General features: G+C 66.4%; 15 protein-coding genes. 5 read left to right on the top strand and 10 right to left on the bottom strand.

The features are described 5' to 3' along the window. The first annotated feature begins 51 nt into the window (after positions 1 to 51). The 5 genes from addB (at position 52) to ACVMDN_RS38190 (ending at position 8,808) form a co-directional block, all read left to right on the top strand. Positions 52 to 3,198: a double-strand break repair protein AddB gene (gene addB / locus ACVMDN_RS38210; protein WP_076833810.1), complete on the top strand. Its 3,147-nt coding sequence runs from the start codon at positions 52 to 54 to the stop codon at positions 3,196 to 3,198. Beyond that, a complete protein-coding gene (gene addA, locus ACVMDN_RS38205; RefSeq protein ID WP_076833808.1) occupies positions 3,192 to 6,668 on the top strand; it encodes a double-strand break repair helicase AddA in 3,477 nt (1,158 codons plus the stop codon). Before addB ends, addA begins: the two co-directional genes overlap by 7 nt. A gap of 116 nt (positions 6,669 to 6,784) precedes the next feature. Next, entirely contained in the window at positions 6,785 to 7,105 is a 321-nt protein-coding gene (gene trxA / locus ACVMDN_RS38200; RefSeq protein ID WP_016847387.1) for a thioredoxin, read from the top strand. 96 nt (positions 7,106 to 7,201) lie between these two features. Next, a complete protein-coding gene (locus ACVMDN_RS38195; protein WP_283805983.1) occupies positions 7,202 to 8,266 on the top strand; it encodes an ATP-dependent DNA ligase in 1,065 nt (354 codons plus the stop codon). Positions 8,267 to 8,349: 83 nt separating this feature from the next. Beyond that, positions 8,350 to 8,808, top strand: a complete 459-nt coding sequence (locus ACVMDN_RS38190; protein ID WP_076833804.1) for a DUF2231 domain-containing protein — start codon at positions 8,350 to 8,352, stop codon at positions 8,806 to 8,808. A gap of 5 nt (positions 8,809 to 8,813) precedes the next feature. On the opposite strand, the gene ACVMDN_RS38185 is transcribed toward ACVMDN_RS38190, so the two are convergent. The 10 genes from ACVMDN_RS38185 to rpsA form a co-directional block, all read right to left on the bottom strand. Then, entirely contained in the window at positions 8,814 to 9,554 is a 741-nt protein-coding gene (locus ACVMDN_RS38185; protein WP_076833802.1) for a metallophosphoesterase family protein, read from the bottom strand. Positions 9,555 to 9,601: 47 nt separating this feature from the next. Next, complete coding sequence (locus ACVMDN_RS38180) at positions 9,602 to 10,846, bottom strand: bifunctional folylpolyglutamate synthase/dihydrofolate synthase (protein WP_244558984.1); 1,245 nt, start codon at positions 10,844 to 10,846, stop codon at positions 9,602 to 9,604. Positions 10,847 to 10,941: 95 nt separating this feature from the next. Beyond that, positions 10,942 to 11,883, bottom strand: a complete 942-nt coding sequence (gene accD, locus ACVMDN_RS38175) for an acetyl-CoA carboxylase, carboxyltransferase subunit beta (RefSeq protein ID WP_076833798.1) — start codon at positions 11,881 to 11,883, stop codon at positions 10,942 to 10,944. 104 nt (positions 11,884 to 11,987) lie between these two features. After that, positions 11,988 to 12,824, bottom strand: a complete 837-nt coding sequence (trpA, locus tag ACVMDN_RS38170; protein WP_076833796.1) for a tryptophan synthase subunit alpha — start codon at positions 12,822 to 12,824, stop codon at positions 11,988 to 11,990. Next, positions 12,821 to 14,038: a tryptophan synthase subunit beta gene (gene trpB / locus ACVMDN_RS38165; RefSeq protein ID WP_076833794.1), complete on the bottom strand. Its 1,218-nt coding sequence runs from the start codon at positions 14,036 to 14,038 to the stop codon at positions 12,821 to 12,823. The genes trpA and trpB overlap by 4 nt, the downstream gene beginning before the upstream one ends. A gap of 120 nt (positions 14,039 to 14,158) precedes the next feature. Continuing rightward, entirely contained in the window at positions 14,159 to 14,860 is a 702-nt protein-coding gene (locus ACVMDN_RS38160) for a phosphoribosylanthranilate isomerase (RefSeq protein ID WP_057020412.1), read from the bottom strand. A gap of 75 nt (positions 14,861 to 14,935) precedes the next feature. Beyond that, positions 14,936 to 15,322, bottom strand: coding sequence for a LapA family protein (locus tag ACVMDN_RS38155; RefSeq protein WP_057020442.1), 387 nt, complete (start codon positions 15,320 to 15,322; stop codon positions 14,936 to 14,938). Between the two features lie 71 nt (positions 15,323 to 15,393). Beyond that, positions 15,394 to 15,723: an integration host factor subunit beta gene (locus tag ACVMDN_RS38150; protein WP_016847379.1), complete on the bottom strand. Its 330-nt coding sequence runs from the start codon at positions 15,721 to 15,723 to the stop codon at positions 15,394 to 15,396. Between the two features lie 174 nt (positions 15,724 to 15,897). Beyond that, positions 15,898 to 16,875 carry a signal peptide peptidase SppA gene (sppA, locus tag ACVMDN_RS38145; RefSeq protein WP_057020411.1) on the bottom strand — a complete coding sequence of 326 codons (978 nt, stop codon included), beginning with the start codon at positions 16,873 to 16,875 and terminating at the stop codon, positions 15,898 to 15,900. 465 nt (positions 16,876 to 17,340) lie between these two features. Next, a complete protein-coding gene (gene rpsA / locus ACVMDN_RS38140) occupies positions 17,341 to 19,050 on the bottom strand; it encodes a 30S ribosomal protein S1 (protein WP_028337539.1) in 1,710 nt (569 codons plus the stop codon). Between the last annotated feature and the right edge of the window lie 46 nt (positions 19,051 to 19,096).

Here is a 19,096-nt window from a genome sequence, read left to right as displayed (position 1 = left end):
AACGACGGTCGCCGCTCCCTATATTGGCGCCGGATTCGAATCAGGCAGCCCATGCGCGTCTTCAGTGTTCCCGTTTCTGCGCCGTTCCTGCGGACCGTCATCTCGGCGCTGGTCGATGGCCGGCTGGTCGCGGGATTCGAGGCGCAGAGCGATCCGGCAAGGCTCGCCAACGCCACGCTGTATCTGCCGACCCGCCGTGCCGGGCGGCTGGCGCGGGAAATCTTCCTCGATGTGCTCAAGTCGGACGCCGCCGTGCTGCCGCGCATCGTCGCGCTTGGCGACATCGATGAGGACGAACTCGCCTTCGCCGACCAAAGCGAGGACGTCGGCGGCGCCGCGCCGCTGGAGATTCCGCCAAGGCTGGGCGAGCTCGAGCGCCGGCTGACGCTGGCGCATCTGGTCGCCGCCTGGGCGAAGACGCCGGTATCGGCGCCGCTGGTGGTCGGCGGGCCGGCCTCGACGCTGCAACTCGCCGGCGATCTGGCGCGGCTGATGGACGACATGGTGACGCGCCGCGTCGACTGGCGCGCGCTCGACCGCCTGGTGCCGGACCAGCTCGACAAATACTGGCAGCACTCGCTCGACTTCCTGCGCATCGCGCGCGACGCCTGGCCCAGCTACCTCAAGGAGATCGGCCGGATCGAACCCGCCGCGCGCCGCGATCTGCTGATCGAGGCGGAGGCGGCGCGGCTGACCGCGCACCACGCGGGCCCGGTGATCGCGGCCGGTTCGACCGGCTCGATGCCGGCGACGGCGAAATTCCTGCACGCGGTGGCGAAGCTGCCGAACGGTGCCGTGGTGCTGCCCGGGCTCGACACCGATCTCGACGAGGACTCCTGGGACACGATCGGCGGCGAGCGCGGCGACGACGGCAGGTTCGTAACGCCGCCCTCGTCGAACCATCCGCAATTCGCGATGCACGCCTTGCTCGACCGCTTCGGCATCACGCGCCGCGACGTCGAGAGCCTTGCCGAGCCGGCGCCGCTCGGCCGCGAGGTGCTGGTGTCGGAGACGATGCGTCCCTCGACCGCGACCGCGCAGTGGCACGACCGGCTGGAACGGCCGGAGATCGTGGCGCGGATTTCCGCCGGGATGACCAACCTCACCGTGGTCGAGGCGCCCAATCCGGAAATGGAGGCGCTGGCGATCGCGGTTGCGATGCGCGAGGCGCGGCATCTCGGCAAATCGGCCGCGCTGGTGACGCCGGATCGCGCGCTGGCGCGCCGCGTGATGGCGTCGCTGACGCGCTGGAAGCTCGAGTTCGACGATTCCGGCGGCGATGCGCTGATCGAGACGCCGGCCGGCGTGTTCGCCCGCCTGACCGCGGAGGCGGCGGCCAAGGGGCTGGAGCCGCCGACGCTGCTCGCGCTGCTCAAGCATCCGCTGTTCCGGCTCGGCGGTTCGCGTGGCGCGCTGCGGCGCGCGATCGAGGTGCTGGAGATCGCGCTGCTCCGCGGCACGCGGCCGCAAGCCGGGACCGGCGGCCTCGCCCGCGACTTCGCGCGCTTCCGCGCCGAGCTGGTCAAACTGCACGGCGGCGAGACCTCGTCGCTGCACGCCATGGAGCCGCGCGCCCGGCTGCGCGACAACGAGCTCAACCGGGCGCAGGACCTGATCGCCAGATTGCAGGCGGCGCTGGCGCCGCTCGAAGGCATGGCGTCGTCAAAACCCTATGATTTCGCGGAGTTGGCCGCGCGCCACCGGGAGGCCCTGATCGCGCTGTCCGGCGACCAGAACGGCGTTGCCGTCGTGTTCGAGGAGCGCGCCGGTGCGTCGCTGGCGTCTGCGTTCGACGAGCTGCTCGCCAAGCAGCAGCCGAGCGGGCTGATGACGCCGCTCGCCGATTATCCCGAGGTGTTCCAGACCGCGTTCGCCGACCGCATGGTGCGGCGGCCGGAATCGGCGCGCGCGCAGCTCAACATCTTCGGCCAGCTCGAAGCACGTCTCACCGAATCCGATCGCGTCATCCTCGGCGGCCTGGTCGAGGGCGTCTGGCCGCCGGCGCCGCGGATCGATCCGTGGCTGAGCCGGCCGATGCGGCACGAGCTCGGGCTCGATCTTCCCGAGCGGCGTATCGGGCTTTCCGCGCACGACTTTGCGCAGCTGCTCGGCCATGACGAGGTGATCCTCACCCACGCCGCAAAAGTCGGCGGTGCGCCGGCGGTCGCCTCGCGCTTCCTGCATCGGCTCGAAGCGGTCGCCGGCGAGGCGCGCTGGAAGGCCGCGACATCGGCCGGCGAAACTTACGTGCAATATGCCGCCGAGCTCGACCGGCCCGACAAGGTCGAGCCGATCCCGCAGCCGGAGCCGCGGCCGCCGCGCGAGGCACGTCCGCTGAAGATGTCTGTCACCGCGATCGAGGACTGGCTGCGCGATCCCTACACGATCTATGCGCGCTACATCCTGCGGCTCGATCCGCTCGACCCCGTCGACATGCCGTTGTCGGCGGCCGATCGCGGCTCGGCGATCCACGAGGCGCTCGGCGAGTTCACGCAGGTCTATGCCGACGCGCTGCCTGCCAACACCCTGCTCACGTTGCGCGAGATCGGGGCCAAATATTTTGCGCCGCTGATGGAGCGGCCCGAGGCGCGAGCGCTGTGGTGGCCGCGCTTCCAGCGCATCGCAACATGGTTTGCCGAATGGGAGCAGGCCCGGCGCGGCCAGATCGAGGCCATCAAGGCCGAGATCCGCGGCGAGATCGGCATCCCGCTCGACGATGCCAGGACCTTCACGCTCTCGGCGCGCGCCGACCGCATCGAGCGGCGCGATGACGGCAGCTTTGCGATCCTCGACTACAAGACCGGCCAGCCGCCGACTGGCAAGCAGGTGCGCATGGGCCTGTCGCCGCAGCTCACCCTGGAAGCCGCGATCCTGCGCGAGGGCGGCTTCGCCGACATCCCGGCCGACTCCTCGGTCGGCGACCTCGTCTATGTCAGGCTGAGCGGCAACAATCCGCCGGGCGAGCAGCGTTCGCTGGAGCTGAAGATCAAGACCAACGACACGCCGCAGCCGCCCGATGAGGCCGCCGACAGCGCGCGGCGCAAGCTCGAGGCCCTGATCCGCGCCTTCGACGACGAGCAGCAGGCCTACACCTCGCTGAACCTCTCGATGTGGGCGAACCGCTACGGCGCCTATGACGACCTCGCACGCATCAAGGAATGGTCCGCCGCCGGCGGCCTGGGGATCGAGGAATGGTGAAGGCGCCCCGTCCGATTCCGCCCGCCGTGCGCGACGCGCAGGCGCGCGCGTCCGATCCGAAAGCGTCGACCTTCGTGTCGGCCAACGCCGGCTCGGGCAAGACCCATGTGCTGGTGCAGCGCGTCATCCGCCTGCTGCTGTCGGGAGTGCCGCCGGAAAAGATCCTCTGCATCACCTTCACCAAGGCGGCTGCCGCGAACATGGCCGAGCGCGTGTTCACGACGCTCGGCCATTGGGTGACGCTCGACGACGCCGGGCTCGACGCCGCGATCCGCGAGGCCGGCATTGCCCATCCTTCCGCCACGTTGCGGCGCGAGGCGCGCAAACTGTTTGCCTGCGCGCTGGAGACCCCCGGCGGCTTGAAGGTGCAGACCATCCACGCGCTGTGCACCCGCCTGCTGCAGCAGTTTCCGTTCGAGGCCAACGTGCCGGCGCGCTTTGCCGTGCTCGACGACCGCGACCAGAACGAGATGATGGAGCGCGCCAATCTCGCGGTGTTCCTCGAAGCCTCGCGGATTCCCGACAGTCCGATCGGCCGCGCGCTGCGGACGGCGATGGCAAATGCCGCCGACGTCACTTTCAAGGAGGTGGTCCGCGAGGCCTGCCTCAGCCGCGACCATTTCATGGCCTGGACCGATGCCGCCGGCAACGCCGCGGCCGCCGCAGCGCAGATGTCGGCCGCGCTCGGCGTCTCCGCCGATGATCGCATCGAGGAGGTCGAGCGCGAGATCGTCGACGGGCCGAACCTGCCGCGCGCGAGCTGGAAGGAGATGGCGACGCTGCTCGATACCAGCAGCAAGGCGGATCAGAAGCAGGCCGAACGGCTGCGGAGCGCGCTGACCTTCACCGGTGCAGCGCAGGTCGACGAATATCTCGGCGTCTTCCTGACCGATGAACGCGCCCCGCGCGCGTCTGTCGTCACCAACAGTTTCATCAAGAAGAATGCGGTCGCGGGCCGTCGGTTCGAGGCGGAGATCGACCGTCTCGGTCCGTTGATCGAGCGCCGCCGCGCCGTGGTCGCGCGCGACCGCACCGAGGCGCTGATCCACATCGCGACCGCGGCCGCCGCGCACTACCGGCGCGAGAAGCTGGAACGCGGCCTGCTCGACTATGACGATCTGATCGACAAGACGCTGGCGATGCTCGACCGCGTCTCGTCGGGCTGGGTGCATTACAAGCTCGACCGCGGCGTCGATCACGTGCTGATCGACGAGGCGCAGGATACGAGCCCGCGGCAATGGGACATCGTCGCGCACATCATCTCGGAATTCACCTCCGGCGCCGGCGCGCGCGACGGCCTGGTGCGCACCGTGTTCGCGGTCGGCGACGAGAAGCAGTCGATCTTCTCGTTCCAGGGCGCGGCGCCGCGCGAATTCGACCTGCGCCGGCGCGAGCTGAAGCGGCGGTTCGAGGAAGCCGGGCTGAAATTCGACCCGGTGTCATTCACCTATTCGTTCCGCTCGGGGCCGGTGATCCTGCATTCGGTCGACCATGTGTTCCGCGAGCAGGAGATCTTCCGCAGCATTCATGCGATCGAGAACGGCTACCCGATCCACAACGCGATGGCCGATGCCGGCCCCAGCCAGATCGAGCTCTGGGATCTCGCCGTGGCCGACGATCGCCAGGATATCGAGGGCTGGCGCGCGCCGTTCGACGGCGTGTCGGTGACCAGCCCCGAGGTGAAACTGGCGCGTCGCATCCAGGCCGAGATCAAGCGCCTCGTTGCCAGCGGCACCATGACCGGCAGCACCGGCGGACGGCGGCCGCTCAGCTACGGCGACATGCTGATCCTGGTGCGGCGGCGCGGCAACGCCTTCGACGCGGTGATCCAGGCGCTGAAGCACGCGGGCATCCCGGTCGCCGGCGCCGACCGGCTGAAGCTGACCGAGCACATCGCGATCATCGACCTGATGAACCTCGCCGATGCGCTGTTGCTGCCGCAGGACGATCTCGCGCTGGCGGTGGCGTTGAAGAGCCCGCTGTTCGGCCTAGACGACGACGATCTATTCAAGCTGGCGTACCAGCGTCGCGGCTCGCTGCGCGAGGCACTGGCCGCGCAGGCACCCACCGATGAGCAATTTTCGGCCGCGCTGCGCCGTCTCGAACAATGCGAGCGCCGCTTCACCCAGGAGACGCCGTTCGCGTTCTACGCCTGGCTGCTCGGCGGCGATGGCGGGCGGGCGCGCATCCTGCGCCGGCTCGGCCATGAGGCGAACGACGCGCTCGACGAATTCCTCGAGCTTGCGCTGAGCTATGAGCGCAAGGCGCCGGCCTCGCTGCAGGGCTTCGTCGCCTGGCTGCGCGCCGCCGACACCGAGGTGAAGCGCGACATGGAGATTTCGCGCGACGAGGTCCGCGTCATGACCGTGCACGGCGCCAAGGGCCTCGAGGCGTCGGTGGTGTTCCTGGTCGACACCACGACCTCGCCGTCGGACACGCAGCGGCTGCGGCTGATCCATCTGCCGCAGGGCAATGCCGCGCCGAACGCGCCCGGCGTCGTGGTGTGGGCCGGCAAGAAGGCCGAGGATCCGCCCGGCGTCGCCGAGGCGCGCAAGGCGATGCTCGGCGACACCGAGGACGAGTATCGCCGCCTGCTCTATGTCGCGATGACCCGCGCCGCCGACCGGCTGATCGTCGGCGGCTGCATGCCCGGCAACATGAACACGGTGCGGAAATCGTCCTGGTACGATCTGATCACCAAGGGGCTCGCCAATTCCGGGCTCAAGCTCGAGGAGCTGGAGACGCCAGGCGGCAAGGTGATGCGCTATTCGCGGCCGGATGACGTCGCCGATCTCACCGGTGCGACAGCGTCAGCGGCCGCGGTGCCGATCGCATTGCCGTCCTGGCTGCGTGCTGCGGCCGCACCGGAAGCATCGGCGGCGAGCATGCTGCGTCCGTCAGATCCGGCTGATGACGACAGCCATCCGATCCGGACCGGCGAATCGGTGCTGCTGCGTGCCCGCGCCCTGCAACGCGGCACGCTGGTACATCGCCTGCTGCAGTCGCTGCCCGACGTCGCGCTCGAGCGGCGGCGCGCCGCCGCGCTCGGCTACCTCGCGCGCAATGCCGACGGCTGGAACGAACAGGAGCAGGTCGCGCTCGCCGATCAGGTGCTCGGCCTGATCGCCGATCCGCGCTTTGCCGCGGTGTTCGCGCCGGGCAGCCGCGCGGAAGTCTCGATCGTCGGGCGGCTGGAGCGGCCGGGCCAGCCGAAGGCGCTGGTGTCGGGCCAGATCGACCGCCTGGTGGTGACGCCAACCGACGTCCTGATCGTCGATTTCAAGACCAACCATGCTCCGCCCAAGACGGCAGCCGAGGCGCCGCGGGGCTATGTCCGGCAGCTCGCGCTATACCGCGCGGTGCTCGCCAGGCTTTATCCCCAGCTGCCCGTGCGGGCCGCCCTGCTCTGGACCGAAACGACTGAAATCATGGAGATTTCCGCCTCCGCGCTGGACGCTGCCCTGGCATAAGTTCATGTCGGCGTGAGCACGCTTGACCCGGCAAGGGGGCGTTCATAGGTTTGACCCATGCTCCCGGGCGCGATTCCCAACCGCGCCCTTTTGTCTCAACCGAACGAGGTATTCACATGGCCGTTGGCAAGGTTTCTGACGCCGATTTCGAAGCCGAAGTGCTCAAGGCGACCGGGCCGGTGGTCGTCGACTTCTGGGCCGAGTGGTGCGGCCCCTGCCGCATGATCGCGCCCGCTCTCGATGAGATTTCCGGCGCGATGGGCGACAAGGTCAAGATCGTGAAGCTCAACGTCGACGAGAGCCCGAAGACGGCGTCGAAGTATGGCGTGATGTCGATCCCGACCCTGATGATCTTCAAGGGCGGCGAGATGGCGTCCCGTCAGGTCGGCGCCGCGCCGAAGGCCAAGCTGCAGCAGTGGATCACCGCTGCGGTCTGATCCCGCTTCTTCTGATTAATAAATTCGTGCACGGCCGGCGGATTCGCCGGCCGTTTGCGTTGGGACCGTGTGTGTTGCGTTTGAAGGTCCCGGCACTTGCCCTCCCCGCGTCAAAAGCCCGCTTCCAGGTCCACGCCGCTCGTCGCGATGGAGGCGCGCTCGGTCGATGCCATCCCGCGCGGGAAGGAGTGGCAGTACGAACCCAAGTGGGACGGCTTCCGCTGCCTGCTGAAACGCGAAGGCCGCAAAGTCGACCTGCGCTCGAAATCCGGCGAAGATCTCGGCCGCTATTTCCCGGAGCTGGTCGCCGCGGCGCTGAGCGTGAAGGCAACGTCATTCGTGCTCGACGGCGAGATCGTGGTGCCGCACGGCCGAACGTTCTCCTTTGACGATCTCCTGCAGCGCATCCACCCTGCCGCCAGCCGGGTGACGCGGCTGGCACAGGAAACGCCCGCCTTGTTTCTGGCGTTCGATCTCTTGGCCTCGCCAACCAGGAAGAAGCTTTCCGGCCAGCCCTTGAGCGAACGACGACCGCAGCTCGAGACGTTCGCCAGGTCGCAATTGAAATCCAATTCCAGCGTTCGGTTGTCTCCCGCGACGACAAGCTACGCGCTTGCCGGGAAATGGCTGGCGCGATCCGGCGGCGGCTTCGACGGCGTGATCGCCAAGCGCCTGGACCTGCCATATCAGGCCGGCAATCGCGACGGCATGCAGAAGATCAAAAGGTTCAGGAGCGCCGACTGTGTGGTCGGCGGCTTTCGCTACGCCACCAACAGGACCGGCGGCCGCCAAGTGGTCGGCTCGCTGCTGCTCGGCCTCTATGACGACGACGGCTTGTTGCATCATGTCGGCTTCACCTCCGCAATCAGGCAACAGGACAAGGCGGCGCTCACCGACCGTCTCGAGCCGTTGATTGCAAAGCCCGGCTTTACCGGGAATGCGCCGGGCGGCCCGAGCCGGTGGTCGACCGAGCGCTCGGCGCAATGGTGTCCGCTGAAGCCGAAGCTCGTGATCGAGGTCTGCTACGACCATTTCAGTGGCGATCGTTTCCGCCACGGCACCTCGATCCTGCGCTGGCGTCCGGACAAGGCGCCGAAGCAATGCTCGTTCGAGCAACTGAAGCAGAAGGCGGCCGACCCGATGAAGCTGTTGAGGGGATAACGGCACTGCCGTTGCGGTGCAGCGAATTGGAACCCGGACAGGCAGTCCATGTTGAGGGATCAAATGGCCCTCAGGAGGGACCCATGTCGAACCCCAGATCAACCGCGCAGGTCGCGGGACATCCTATCCATCCGATGCTTATTCCATTTCCAGTCGTATGCTTTGTTTTGACCTTCGTTGCCGATCTCGCTTTCTGGAAGACGGGCACTGACTTCTGGGCCAGCGCCTCGCTCTGGCTGCTTGGCATCGGCTTGATCATGGCCGCGCTCGCCGCCATCGCCGGCGTGATCGATCTCCTCGGAGACGATCAGGTCCGCAATCTTTCCGATGCATGGCAGCACGCCGGCGGCAATGTCATCGCGGTGCTGATCGCGCTCTACAACTGGTATTTGCGCTTCGAGCACGGCGCATCCGCCATCGTGCCGACCGGTCTCGCGCTATCGTTCATCGTGGTCCTGATCCTGCTGTTCACCGGCTGGAAGGGCTGGGAGATGGTCTATCGCGAGCATGTCGGCGTCTCGGATGAGGCGCATATCCATTAGGCAAGTCAGCGAATCCATCCCGTCGCCAGCGCCGAGGCGAGTTCGGCCTGGCCGTGCTGCCGCGCCAGCGCCGCCATTGCTGCGTGGTCGTAGGGGATGTGGCGGAAGGTTACGTCCCAGCCACCATCGACCTGTTCGAGGATCGCATAGCGCGCATCGGGCGAACCGGCCTCGACGACATGCGGATGCGGCTTGCCGGCGCGATAGCCGGGCGAGCCGACGCTGCCGGGATTGACGATCAGCCGGCCGTCGCGAAGTCGCATGGCGCGCGCGGTATGCGTGTGTGCGCAGAGGATCAGCGATTGCGGCACGCCGGCCGCTCTCGCCTCGATCGCTTCCAGCGGGGACATGCAGACTTCGCCGCCCGGCAGCACCGTCTCGAGCCAGTAGGTCTCGTCATTCTGGGGCGTTGCATGACAGAGGAAAACTTCGTCGCGATAGATCGAATTCGCCGGCAGCGTGCGCAGCCAGTCGAGATGCCGCGGCTCGAGCTGGGTATAGGTCAGCCGCTCCCAGGAGCCCATTTTCTCATGCGGGCGGTCGATCAGGTAGCGGTCGTGATTGCCGAGCAGATGGACCGCATCGAGCGCCATCAGCGTATCGATGGTGGGGCGGGCGTCGAGCGGCCCGCTCACCATGTCGCCGAGGTCGACGATGTCGGAAATGCCCTGCGCGCGGATGTCCGACAGTACGGCTTCGAGCGCGAGATGGTTGCCGTGGATGTCGGCGATCGCAGCAAAACGCATGATGCTCGTCCTCCCTCATGCGCACCGCATCCGGGACGCGTCACCTGTTATGCAGGAGGCGTGCCGTTGGCCGCAAGCACGGGACCGGCCAGATACAGCGAGCCCGTGATCAGGATGCGCGGCGGCACCTCGTAGGCCAGCGCAGCAAGCCGCCGCAAGGCGGCGTCGACGCCATCAGCGATCTCGACCCGCATGCCGAGCGCTCGCGCGGCGTCAGCCAGTCTGTCCGGCGCCATGCCGTTGTCGCGGCCGGGCACCGGGACCGCGATGATGTGGCGGGTCAGTCCGGCGAAATTGGCGAGGAATGCGTCGGCATCCTTGTTGGCCATCATCCCGACGATCACCACCAGCGGCCGCGACACGCGCTCCTCGAGATCGCCGAGCGCCGCGGCCGCGACGCGCCCGCCCTCGGCATTGTGTCCGCCGTCGAGCCAGACCTCGGAGCCCTGCGGCCCCTGGCCGACCAGCGCGCCGGAAACCAGCCGCTGCATTCGCGCCGGCCATTCCGCGTTGACGATGCCGGCTTCAAAGGCCGCGATGTTGAGCTTGAATGCGTCGATCGCGCGCAGGGTCGCGATCGCAAGGCCCGCATTGTCGAACTGGTGCCGGCCAAACAGTTTTGGCGCGGCGAGATCCAGCAGGCCGCGCTCGTCCTGATAGACCAGCCGGCCGCGCTCGACGCCGACATGCCATTGCTGGCCGGCCGCATGCAGCGGCGCGCGCATGCGGTTCGCCTGCGCCTCAATCACGGCCATCGCATCCGGCGCCTGCTCGGCACACACCACCGGCACCTTGCGCTTGATGATCGCAGCCTTCTCGCCGGCGATTGCCGTCAGATTGTCGCCGAGGAATTCCATGTGGTCCATGCTGACCGGCGTGATCACCGAGGCGAGCGGCGCCTCGACCACATTGGTCGAATCGAGCCGGCCGCCGAGCCCGACCTCGAGCAATGCGACGTCGGCCGGATGCTTGGCGAACAGGCAGAACGCCACCGCCGTTTCCATCTCGAAGATGGTGATGGGACTATCGGCGTTGATGCGCTCGCAGTGCTCGAACGTCTCGCGCAGCTCTTCGTCGCCGACCAGCTTGCCGCCGCCGACGGCGCCCAGCCGGTAGCATTCGTTGATCCGCACCAGATAGGGCGAGGTGAAGACGTGCACGCGCAGGCCGGCGGCTTCGAGAATCGCGCGCAGATAGGCGATGGTCGAGCCCTTGCCGTTGGTGCCGGCGACATGGATCACCGGCGGCAGCTTGCGCTCGGGATGATCGAGCCGCTCCATCAGGCCGCGCATGCGATCGAGGCTGAGATCGATGCGCTTGGGATGCAGCGCCGATATCCGCGCGATCAACGCCTCGAACGAGGCTTGCGGTGAGGTGGCGCTTGCGGTCACGCGTGCGGCGCGGCCGGCACCGTCTCAGGCGCCGTGACGATCTGGGCCGGCTCGGTGACCGCGGCCTTGGGCTTCGATGCGGATTCAAGCGCCGGCGCCTTGGTCAGCAGGCGGCACAGCCGCGCCAGCGTGGCCTTCATGTCGTGGCGGTGCACCACCATGTCGACCATGCCGTGCTCGCGCAGATATTCGGCGCGCTGAAAGCCGTCCGGCAGCTTCTCGCGGATGGTCTGCTCGATCACGCGCGCGCCGGCAAAGCCGATCAGCGCACCGGGCTCGGCGATCTGGATGTCGCCGAGCATCGCATAGGACGCGGTGACACCGCCGGTGGTCGGATTGGTCAGCACCACGATGTAGGGCTGGCGCGCCTCGCGCAGCATCTGCACGCCGACGGTGGTGCGCGGCATCTGCATCAGCGACAAGATGCCTTCCTGCATCCGCGCGCCGCCGGATGCGGCGAACACGATGAAGGGCGACTTCTTCTCGACCGCGAGTTCGAGCCCGCGCACCATGGCTTCACCGGCGGCCATGCCGAGCGAGCCGCCCATGAAATCGAAATCCTGCACGGCGACCACGACGCCGGCACCTTCTAACTTGCCGTAGCCGACCTTGATCGCGTCGTTCAGCCCGGTCTTGGTGCGGGCGTCCTTGATGCGGTCGACATATTTGCGCTCGTCGCGGAATTTCAGCGGATCCGCCGTCACCTCGGGCAGCGCGACGTCGAACCAGGTCTCGTTGTCGAAAATCGACTTCAGCCGCGCCACCGCGCCCATCCGCATGTGGTAGTTCGAGCCGGGGATCACGAACTGGTTGGCCTCGACGTCCTTGTAGAACACGAGCTGCCCGGAATCCGGGCACTTGATCCAGAGGTTTTCCGGCGTCTCGCGCCGCAGGATGTTGCGGATCTTCGGCCGGACGACGTTGGTGAGCCAATTCATGGTTCGCTCCGAAATGCGGATCGGTTCCGCACCAGCTGGATATATGGCGGGCCGGGCGAGCCCGGCAAGCCGCCATCGGCGGCCTTGTTGCCGCAAAATGTGGCTTATTCAGCGGCCTGCTTGGCGCCCCGGACCCCCTGCGCCAGCGCCGACACCAGGTCCGCCACCGCGCTCACCGTCTTCGGCGTCGCACGGCCCTCGGCATCGAGATTGGCACGCACCACATCGACGATCGCGGTGCCGACCACCGCGCCGTTGGCGTTCTCGGCGATCGCGCGCGCCGTCTCCGGGGTGCGGATGCCGAAGCCGACGCAGACCGGCAGCTTGGTGTGCCGCTTGATGCGGGCCACGGCCTCCGCGACCACCTTCGAATCGGCCGTCGCGGCGCCGGTGATGCCGGTGATCGAGACGTAATAGACAAAGCCCGAGGTGTTGGCGAGCACCGCCGGCAGCCGCTTGTCGTCGGTGGTCGGCGTCGCCAGCCGGATGAAGTTCAGCCCGGCCTTCATCGCGGGGATGCAGAGCTCGGTATCTTCCTCCGGCGGCAGGTCGACGATGATCAGGCCGTCGACGCCGGCGGTCTTGGCGTCGGCCAGGAAGCGGTCGACGCCGTAGATGTAGATCGGATTATAGTAGCCCATCAGCACGATCGGCGTGGCGTTGTCCTCCTTGCGGAAGTCGCGGACCATCGCCAGCGTCTTGCGCAGCGTCATGCCGCCCTTGAGCGCGCGCAGACCGGCGGCCTGGATCGACGGGCCATCGGCCATCGGGTCGGTGAAGGGCATGCCGATCTCGATGACATCGGCGCCGGCCTTCGGCAGCGCCTTGAGGATGTCGAGCGAGGTCTTGGCGTCGGGATCGCCGGCCATCACGAAGGTGACGAAAGCGGAGCGGCCCTGCTGCTTCAGCTCGGAGAAACGTGCGTCGATACGGGTGGTCACTTCTTCCTCGCCTTCAAGATGTCGCCGACCTGCGGCACGTCCTTGTCGCCGCGGCCCGAGAGGTTGACCACCATCAGGTGATCCTTCGGTCGCTGCGGTGCGAGCTCGGACAGTTTCGCGATGGCGTGCGCCGATTCCAGCGCGGGGATGATGCCCTCGAGCCGCGACAGCAGCTGGAATGCGGCCAGCGCCTCCTCGTCGGTCGCCGAGAGATATTTCACGCGGCCGGTCTCGTGCAGCCAGGCGTGCTCCGGGCCGATGCCGGGATAATCGAGGCCGGCCGAGATCGAATGCGCTTCCTCGATCTGGCCGTCGGCGTCCATCAAGAGATAGGTGCGGTTGCCATGCAGCACGCCGGGACGGCCGCCGGCCAGCGAAGCGGCATGCAGCTGCGTCAGTCCGTGACCGGCAGCCTCGACGCCGAAAATCTCGATCAAGGGATCGTCGAGGAACGGATGGAACAGGCCCATCGCATTGGAGCCGCCGCCGATGCAGGCGATCAGCGAATCCGGCAGGCGGCCCTCGGCCTCCTGCATCTGCTTGCGTGTCTCGTGGCCGATGATCGACTGGAAGTCGCGCACCATCATCGGATAGGGGTGCGGACCCGCCACCGTGCCGATGCAATAGAAGGTGTTGTGCACGTTGGTGACCCAATCGCGCAGCGCGTCGTTCATCGCGTCCTTCAGCGTGCGCGCGCCCGACTGCACCGGGACGACCTTGGCGCCCAGCATCTCCATGCGGATCACGTTCGGCTGCTGCCGCTCGACGTCGACCGCGCCCATATAGACCACGCATCCGAGCCCGAACCGCGCGCACAGCGTCGCCGTCGCCACGCCATGCTGGCCGGCGCCGGTCTCGGCGATGATGCGCTTCTTGCCCATGCGGCGCGCGACCATGATCTGGCCGAGCACATTGTTGACCTTGTGCGAACCGGTGTGGTTGAGCTCCTCGCGCTTCAGATAGATCTTGGCGCCGCCGAGATGCTCGGTGAGCCGCTCGGCGAAATAGAGCGGCGAGGGCCGGCCGACATAATCCTTCAGATAGACATTCATCTCGGCCTGGAACGCCGGATCGGCCTTGGCGTCGGCATAGGCTTTTTCGAGATCGAGGATCAGCGGCATCAGCGTTTCCGCAACGAAGCGTCCGCCGAAAATGCCGAAATGCCCGCGCTCGTCGGGACCGCTGCGGAAGGAATTGGGCAGGTTTGGATTCATCGAACCATCAGTTCTTCTTGCCGGCTTGCGGCGCTGTTTCCGTTCCCTCGCCCCGCTCTTGCGGGGAGAGGGCTGGGGTGAGGGGTTTCTCCAATTGCTCGATCATCGTTGCAGCGCCCCTCACCCGCCCGCGCGTTGCGCGGTCGACCTCTCCCCGTGAACGGGGAGAGGTGAAGAAGGCTGGATTGCGCGCGCGGCGCGGATGAAGGCGCGGATCAATTCGGGATCCTTGACACCGGGCATGCGCTCGACGCCCGACGAGACATCGACGCCGCCGGCGCGCGTGACGCGGACGGCTTCAGTGACGTTGTCGGCGTTGAGCCCGCCGGAGACCATGTAGGGCAGCGCAAGATCGAGATTTTCCAGCACGTGCCAATCGAAGGGCGCGCCGAGGCCACCCGGCCGCGTGGCATCCTTCGGCGCGCGGGCATCGAACAGGATGCGATCGGCGACACCGGCATAACCCGGCAGCGGCGCAAGGTCGGCCGACGTCTCGACCGGCAGCGCCTTCATCAGCGGCAGGCCGAACTTCGCCTTGATGTCGCGCAGCCGCGCCGTGGTCTCCTTGCCATGCAATTGCAGGATATCCGGCCGCAGCGTCTCGACGATGTTTTCCAGGATCGCATCGTCGGCATCGACGGTGAGGGCGACCTTGACGGCGCGGCCCTTGGCGCGGCTGCCAAGCTCGCGCGCGGTCTCGAGGCTGATGTGACGCGGCGACGGCGGAAAGAATACGAACCCCACCATATCGGCACCGCCTTCAAGCGCGACGTCGAGCGTCTCGCGCGTGGACAGGCCGCAGATTTTGACGAGCAGGGGCATGGTCTCGAAACAGGTCTCAAAACGGGTTGTCGGGCGACCGGAACCGGGGTGAACCCTGGTCCGGTGGGGCGGGTTCTACAACGTCGCGCCCTGCTTGTCTCGCCCGGCGGCCCCGTAAAAGCCGAGTTGCGCCGGGGCCGAACGGCGCTGCGCGTCGTCCCGGGAGGCGGCGGCCTTGAGGTCGGCGAGCTCGGCGCGGACATGGCGGGCGTCAGCCTCGTGCTGCCGGGCCGCGCGGCGCCAGCGCCCTTGCTTGAACCAGGTTCCGATGCCGCCCGCGAGCACGCCCAGGATCGCGGAGGCGATGATGACGACGAACAACGGCAGCGTGACCGCAACCGTCGGGGTCACCGAATTGAAGGGATCAAACGACACCGTCACCCAGTGACGGTTAGCGACTGCAAAAATGATGAAGATCAGACCGAGCGGAACGACGACCACTGCCGTGAAGAACTTTCGCATGACCATCTCTCGCAGCGATGGAGCAAATGCGGGCATATCGCCCGCAACACGGCAACGCCTGACGTCGCGCCTTAAGCATCAGCCTTGGGCGCATCGACCTTGGCGGCGCCCGCCTCGGTCACGTCGCGGTTGAGGCGCTCGCGCATTTCCTTGCCGGTCTTGAAGAACGGCACGCTCTTCTGGTCGACCGGCACATGCTCGCCGGTGCGTGGATTGCGGCCGGCGCGCGCCGGGCGGTGCTTCACCGAGAATGCGCCAAAACCGCGCAACTCGACACGGTCGCCACGTGCCAGCGCTGCGACGATTTCATCGAGAATCGCATTCACAATGTTCTCGACATCCCGCTGATAGAGGTGCGGGTTGTGCTCGGCGATACGCTGAACAAGTTCGGATTTGATCATCGAAAGTGGGATCCGGGCTCTTGCGGAAACCCATTTCCGTGAAAATGCCGTGCACTGTCAAGACGCTAAATCGATTTAGGGCGTCGTGAAATCACGTGACAAATAGCCCAATTGGGGCATGCGGCGATTCCCGCAAAGCGGGAATAGCCTGACGAGCACGCCTTTGGCAGCCGATCAGTTGGTTCCAGCCGGGCTCCACAGCGCCAGCATGCCGTCAAGCCCGAACCGGTCGACCGCCTCGGCCACGCCGCCCTGCTCGATCCGCCGCGCGATCGCGCCAAGACCGAACGCATCGAGCGTCACGGACGCCGCCGTGCGCAGGAAGGTCAGGTCGCCGAACCGCGGATTAAGCTTGTAATTGCGCACCGGCAGGTCGCTTTTGACCTTCTTCTCGGCAACCAGCCAGGCGATCGCGGTCTTCTCGTCCCCCAGCTGATCGACCAGCTTGAGATCGACCGCCTGCCGGCCGGTGAAGACGCGACCGTCCGCGACCTTCTCCAGCAGGTCATCGTCCATGCCGCGCCGTTGCTTCACCAATCCACGGAACCATGCATAGGAGTCCTTGACGAGACCGTCGATCGCGGCGCGGGCCTCCGGGCTGGTGGGTTCGAAGCCGTTGGGCGCGGCCTTCAGCGGGGAAGATTTAATCTCCTCCATCTTCACGCCGACAGTCTTGAGCAACTCCGAAACGTTCGGATACTGGAACAGAACGCCGATCGAGCCGACCAGCGAGGTCTGCTGGGCGACGATATGATCGGAGGCGATCGCCGTGATGTAGCCGCCCGAGGCGGCCAATCCCTCGACCACGACGACAAGCGGCTTCTTCGCCTTCAGCTGCATCAGCGAGTCGTAAAGCTGCTCGGAGCCCGCGGTGGTGCCGCCGGGCGAATTGATGTGCACGACAACAGCCGCATAGCTCGACTTGCCGAGCCGCTCCAGCGCCTCGACGCGATCCTGGTCGCTGCGGATCAGTCCGTCGATATTGACCCGCGCGATCGTGTTCGATGTCGAAAAGGTGCCGCGTCCGCCGGCGGCGACCACGCCCACGCCGACGATGGCCGCGATCGCAATGACCGCGGCGGCGACGCGCCAAAAGGTCAGTTTGCGCCTGATGCGGCGACGATCGACGATCACGTCCGAATCCAGCGACATCCGATCTCTCCAGAAATGGTCAGCGCAATCCGCGCGTTTTGCAGTCGCAGCGTCACTATCAGCTTAGCCAAATACATCAATTGCGACGCAATATGAAGAAAACAAGGCCCGGTATTCGGAGGCACTCGTAGCCCGGGTGCACGTGCGCTTCATCCCAGCCGCGCCCTAACCTCCCCTTGAAAAGGGGAGGTCGCTTTGCTCGCCAGAGCAAAGCGGGTGGGGATCTGCTCTCTCCGCAAACAGCATCGCCTGCGGCTGACCCCCATCCCGACCTTCCCCCTTTCAGGGGGAAGGGGAAGACAAATCCGTAGCCCGGATGAAGCGAAGCGTAATCCGGGAGGCTTCAGCAGCACGGATAGAAAGTCCCGGATTTCGCTTCGCTTCATCCGGGCTACGGATGCCCCAAAGCAAAGGGCCCCGGCTTGCGCCGGGGCCCCGATTGTTCGCCTCAAATCGCGCGAACGCTTACTTGTCGGTGCCGCGGTTCTTCAGCGCGGTGCCGAGGATATCGCCAAGCGTCGCACCCGAATCGGAGGAGCCGTACTGCGCGATGGCTTCCTTCTCTTCGGCGACTTCCAGCGCCTTGATCGAGACCTGCACCTTGCGGGCCTTCTTGTCGAACTGGATGACGCGGGCATCGACCTTCTCGCCGACGGCGAAGCGCTCGGCGCGCTGGTCGTTGCGGTCGCGGGCCAGCTCGGACCGCTTGATGAAGGTGGTGAACTCGGTGCCCGAAATCCGGACCTCGATGCCGCTCTCCTTCACTTCGAGCACTTCGCAGGTCACGACCGCGCCCTTCTTGACGTCGCCCGGCTCGGCGAAGGGGTCGCCTTCGAGCTGCTTGACGCCGAGCGAGATGCGCTCCTTCTCGACATCGACATCGAGCACCACGGCCTTGACCATGTCGCCCTTCTTGAAGTTGTCGATGACCTGCTCGCCCGGAAGCTTCCAGTCGAGGTCGGAGAGGTGGACCATGCCGTCGACATCGCCCTCGAGACCGAGGAACAGACCGAACTCGGTCTTGTTCTTGACCTCACCCTCGACCACCGAACCGACCGGGAACTTCTCGACGAAGACTTCCCAGGGATTGCGCATGGTCTGCTTGAGACCGAGCGAGATGCGGCGCTTGACCGAATCCACTTCCAGCACCTGCACTTCGACTTCCTGCGAGGTCGAAACGATCTTGCCGGGGTGCATGTTCTTCTTGGTCCACGACATCTCGGAGACGTGGATCAGGCCTTCGATGCCCGGCTCGAGCTCGACGAACGCGCCGTAGTCGGTGATGTTGGTGACGCGGCCGGTGAAGCGGGCACCCAGCGGGTACTTGCCTTCGATGCCCTGCCACGGATCATCCAAGAGCTGCTTCATGCCGAGCGAGATGCGGTGCGTCTCGTGGTTGATCTTGATGATCTTGACCTTGACGGTCTGGCCGATGGTCAGCACCTCGGTCGGGTGGTTGACGCGGCGCCAGGCGATATCGGTCACGTGCAGCAGGCCGTCGATGCCGCCGAGATCAACGAACGCACCGTAATCGGTGATGTTCTTGACCACGCCGTCGATCACCTGACCCTCTTCGAGGTTCTGCACCAGCTCCTGGCGCTGCTCGGCGCGGGTCTCTTCGAGAACCGTGCGGCGCGACACCACGATGTTGCCGCGGCGGCGGTCCATCTTGAGGATCTGGAACGGCTGCGAATTGTTCATCAGCGGCGCAACGTCGCGGATCGGACGAATGTCGACCTGCGAGCGCGGCAGGAAGGCCACCGCACCGTCGAGGTCGACCGTGAAGCCGCCCTTGACCTGGTTGAAGATGACGCCGTTGACCTTTTCGTTGTTCTGGAACGCCTTCTCGAGCTTGCCCCAGCTTTCCTCGCGGCGCGCCTTGTCGCGCGACAGCACGGCTTCGCCGAGCGCATTCTCGATACGGTCGAGGAACACCTCGACTTCGTCACCGACCTTGAGATCGCTTTCACGGCCGGGGCCGGCGAACTCACGCAGCGCAACGCGACCTTCGGTCTTCAGGCCGACGTCGATGACGGCCATGTCCTTCTCAATTGCAACCACCTTGCCCTTGATGACCGAGCTTTCCTGCAAATTGCCGCCGGCAAAGGACTCATCAAGCATCGCCGCGAAGTCATCGCGGGTGGGAGTATAGGAAGACGCAGAATTCGAAACCATTTGTTCTCCAGATGCGGGATCTCGCCGGCCGTTCGGGTTGATGGGC

This window comes from Bradyrhizobium sp. USDA 4510, assembly GCF_054059095.1.
This window is presented reverse-complemented; position numbering and strand designations above follow the sequence as displayed.

Coding starts and splice junctions, on each gene's coding strand:
- addB (WP_076833810.1), top strand. CDS start 52: ATGCGCGTCTTCAGTGTTCCCGTTTCTGCGCCGTTCCTGCGGACCGTC.
- addA (WP_076833808.1), top strand. CDS start 3,192: ATGGTGAAGGCGCCCCGTCCGATTCCGCCCGCCGTGCGCGACGCGCAG.
- trxA (WP_016847387.1), top strand. CDS start 6,785: ATGGCCGTTGGCAAGGTTTCTGACGCCGATTTCGAAGCCGAAGTGCTC.
- ACVMDN_RS38190 (WP_076833804.1), top strand. CDS start 8,350: ATGTCGAACCCCAGATCAACCGCGCAGGTCGCGGGACATCCTATCCAT.
- ACVMDN_RS38185 (WP_076833802.1), bottom strand. CDS start 9,554: ATGCGTTTTGCTGCGATCGCCGACATCCACGGCAACCATCTCGCGCTC.
- ACVMDN_RS38180 (WP_244558984.1), bottom strand. CDS start 10,846: ATGCGCGGCCTGATGGAGCGGCTCGATCATCCCGAGCGCAAGCTGCCG.
- accD (WP_076833798.1), bottom strand. CDS start 11,883: ATGAATTGGCTCACCAACGTCGTCCGGCCGAAGATCCGCAACATCCTG.
- trpB (WP_076833794.1), bottom strand. CDS start 14,038: ATGAATCCAAACCTGCCCAATTCCTTCCGCAGCGGTCCCGACGAGCGC.
- ACVMDN_RS38160 (WP_057020412.1), bottom strand. CDS start 14,860: ATGCCCCTGCTCGTCAAAATCTGCGGCCTGTCCACGCGCGAGACGCTC.
- ACVMDN_RS38155 (WP_057020442.1), bottom strand. CDS start 15,322: ATGCGAAAGTTCTTCACGGCAGTGGTCGTCGTTCCGCTCGGTCTGATC.
- ACVMDN_RS38150 (WP_016847379.1), bottom strand. CDS start 15,723: ATGATCAAATCCGAACTTGTTCAGCGTATCGCCGAGCACAACCCGCAC.
- sppA (WP_057020411.1), bottom strand. CDS start 16,875: ATGTCGCTGGATTCGGACGTGATCGTCGATCGTCGCCGCATCAGGCGC.
- rpsA (WP_028337539.1), bottom strand. CDS start 19,050: ATGGTTTCGAATTCTGCGTCTTCCTATACTCCCACCCGCGATGACTTC.